This window comes from Photobacterium carnosum, assembly GCF_002849605.1.
Classification (GTDB): domain Bacteria; phylum Pseudomonadota; class Gammaproteobacteria; order Enterobacterales; family Vibrionaceae; genus Photobacterium; species Photobacterium carnosum.
Window position 1 is genome coordinate 1 of sequence record NZ_NPIB01000056.1, and the last position, 2,669, is coordinate 2,669.

4 protein-coding genes are annotated in these 2,669 nt (G+C 37.0%); 1 reads left to right on the top strand and 3 read right to left on the bottom strand.

Annotation, left to right across the window (positions count from 1 at the left end):
* Window positions 1-382 precede the first annotated feature (382 nt).
* Together CIK00_RS20980 and mobQ are read right to left on the bottom strand one after the other, a co-directional pair.
* Window positions 383-865, bottom strand: coding sequence for a hypothetical protein (locus CIK00_RS20980; RefSeq protein WP_101770480.1), 483 nt, complete (start codon window positions 863-865; stop codon window positions 383-385).
* The gene (gene mobQ, locus CIK00_RS20985; protein WP_101770483.1) at window positions 862-1,722 is read right to left on the bottom strand and encodes a MobQ family relaxase; all 861 of its coding nucleotides are present in this window, start codon (window positions 1,720-1,722) and stop codon (window positions 862-864) included. The genes CIK00_RS20980 and mobQ overlap by 4 nt, the downstream gene beginning before the upstream one ends.
* Before the next feature lie 152 nt (window positions 1,723-1,874).
* On the opposite strand from mobQ, the gene CIK00_RS20990 reads away from it, so the two are divergent.
* Complete coding sequence (locus CIK00_RS20990; protein ID WP_101770487.1) at window positions 1,875-2,129, top strand: hypothetical protein; 255 nt, start codon at window positions 1,875-1,877, stop codon at window positions 2,127-2,129.
* A 190-nt stretch (window positions 2,130-2,319) separates the two neighbouring features.
* Here the strand turns inward: CIK00_RS20990 and CIK00_RS21595 are convergent.
* Window positions 2,320-2,669 (bottom strand): LuxR C-terminal-related transcriptional regulator (locus CIK00_RS21595; protein ID WP_411722723.1); only part of this gene is annotated, 350 nt, incomplete at its 5' end.

Consider the following 2,669-nt stretch of genomic DNA (forward strand, 5'->3'; position numbering starts at 1 on the left):
GTCTGACATGACCCAAATATCCGTTAAATAGCCCCTAAAAACGATTTTAAAGCCATAAACAGACATCACTCGGCTCGTAGTATTACTTTTAGCTAAAAACGGCTGTATTTAACATATGGCATCTAACGCGCACTACGTGATCACTGTTCATTCAGAACGGATAGGATAACGAGTATTTAAGGCGGTTTAATCCGATTAAATCAGTCAAAAAGTGACGTTGTTATTTTGTTATCAATGTTACCCAATCCAAAAATCTAAGTTTGACCGGTATTTATTAAGAATTGACGGGGAAATGATGTTTTTTGAATTCGAATACATGGGCCTGGTTAATTGAGGTACGAAATTATCCAAGCACCATGTATCGACAAGCGCAGCGCGTCAGTTATTTAGGATCGATAATATAGAGATCACGATTATTGCCATAACCTCCCCATTTCGTCATCACTCGGACACAAGGATAAACCTTACCGTTATCTCGTCTGCAAGAGTGTATCTCGGCTTCACCGCCTTTCTTGCTTAACTTCTCTACGGTGTAATTCATCTTTATGATTTCATCAGACTTATGGTTAACAAACCAAATAACCCCACCAACAGAAAGCGATACAACTAAGAGTGAAGCTAATAACGTCTGAATAAACCACATCCAACCTAATCGTTGAAAATTATTCTCACTGGCTTTTTCTGCCAAACGACGCAAATCCTTCATAACAATACGATGTTCATCGTGAAGTTGTTTTTGTTTCGCGGATAATTGAGCCAACTCTTGCTGATTCGCGGTTTTAAATTCTTGAATAGATTCATCAATTATTTTCTGATGATCTTCAGCACAAGCCATTAATGCATATATTTTTTGTTCTTGATTCATAACGAAAAACCTCTATCTACATCTTGCCTATTCTCTTTTTCTTGATTTTTTTGTACTTCCATTAATGCCTTTTCTTGAACGGCAATCTCGGCTTGTTCACGTTTATAGTTATTAAAAGAATGCCTAATCGACTGAATACCTTGTTCAATTGTTTCAGATTTAACGTCATTACCTTGAATGATCTCTCTGTTTTTCTGTCCTCGTTCCGATATTTCACCTCTCTTTTCCATTTCAAGCGCAGCATAACCGACATGAATTTGAGGGGTACGCAGAACACCTTGATCAAGCAAAGAACGATGGTCAACCTTCTGATTTATATTATTTTTATCAAGATTTCGATTAACAGATATTGCCCAATTTTCACGCCATTCACGTAAATTTGATTTACTATTCCATTCTCTATTTTTTTGACCAAATCCATCGCTTGTTAACTCTCGCATCGTCAACATGATATGAGCATGAGGGTTTTCCGTCTTAGATTCATGAAATGAAATACTCGCAATCATACCTTTAGAGACAAAATTTTCATGGCAATAATTAAGGACTAATTCTCGATTCTGATCTTGGGTTTGTTCCTTTGGAAGTGCCACTGTAACTTCCCTAAATAATTGTGCATCCTTTCGCTTTTCTGTCCTTTCAACTTCATTCCAAAGTTGAGATGAATCTCGACAAAAACTAGGAGCATGATCAGGACAGATAACACAACTTTCAATGACATCTATTTTCCTTGAGTAGTCATGAATAATACCTGTTTTAAGATCTTCTTTTTTTGAACCTTCACGATAAGCGCAAGAACCAACAGAAGATGAACCATTACTTCGAGAACCTACTGAAATACTACAGTGATAAATTGCCATTGCGATAATCTCTAGCTCTTAAAATTTCGAAGAAATTTCGCACACGTTGGTACAACGTATAAGTGCGCCCTTCCTAATCTCTCAGCATACACGAAACATTTAAGTATTATGATATTCTATACGCAACGATACAATTTAATCAGGAAGGGGTTATGAGCAGTAAACTTGAGAAAATGAAGCAACAACAAGCACAACTACAAGCGAGAATTAATGCTGAACAACAAAAAGAGAAAAGCAAAGAGAGAAAATTAGAAACACGTAAAAAAATAGTTATTGGTGGTACATTATTAGCAATGGTGAAATCAGGAGAATTATCCCAAGAACGATTAGATAAAATGTTGGACAAAAACATCAAATCAGAAAGAGATAGGTCATTATTAAACTTACCACAACGAGGAGAAGGCTAACTGTGGAAAAGTAGGACAGACAAGCTGCCCCAACTTTACACACAATCGCCTTATTGGAAATGAAAGTACGCGATCAGTTTGTGCTCCGCACACAAACAATAAGGTTTCTTTTTAAATTCCCTATAAAGCAAAACAGCCCTAAAACGGGCTGTTATCTGATAAGGCTTTGCTTTGTTTTTGATCACGTATTTTAAATGTTACGAATCCAATTACTGATAGTGCCAGCACTTAAACCTAAATCATCGGCAATAGATCTGTTGTTATAACCCAATGCTTTTAACTCCATAACTTTAGGTAACAGTTCTTTTTTATCAGGTCTACCACCTCCTTTAGAAACCCTACCACCTTTAATACCACCTAAGGCACCAGCCTTAGCCTTATCCTCAATAGAACCGCGTTTACCACCAATCAATCCACCTTTACGTCCCTTGATAGCCTGAGATTCACGGAATTTTTCAGGTGTAAAGTGTCGGTATGTCCAATTCGCAATCGATTTAGCTATCGCCTTAACTTCTGATACAGGAAGTGGAACAGTAAATT

What these genes read in the sequence shown, in the direction of transcription:
- mobQ (WP_101770483.1), bottom strand. Translation starts at nt 1,722, where the DNA reads ATGGCAATTTATCACTGTAGTATTTCAGTAGGTTCTCGAAGTAATGGT.
- CIK00_RS20980 (WP_101770480.1), bottom strand. Translation starts at nt 865, where the DNA reads ATGAATCAAGAACAAAAAATATATGCATTAATGGCTTGTGCTGAAGAT.
- CIK00_RS20990 (WP_101770487.1), top strand. Translation starts at nt 1,875, where the DNA reads ATGAGCAGTAAACTTGAGAAAATGAAGCAACAACAAGCACAACTACAA.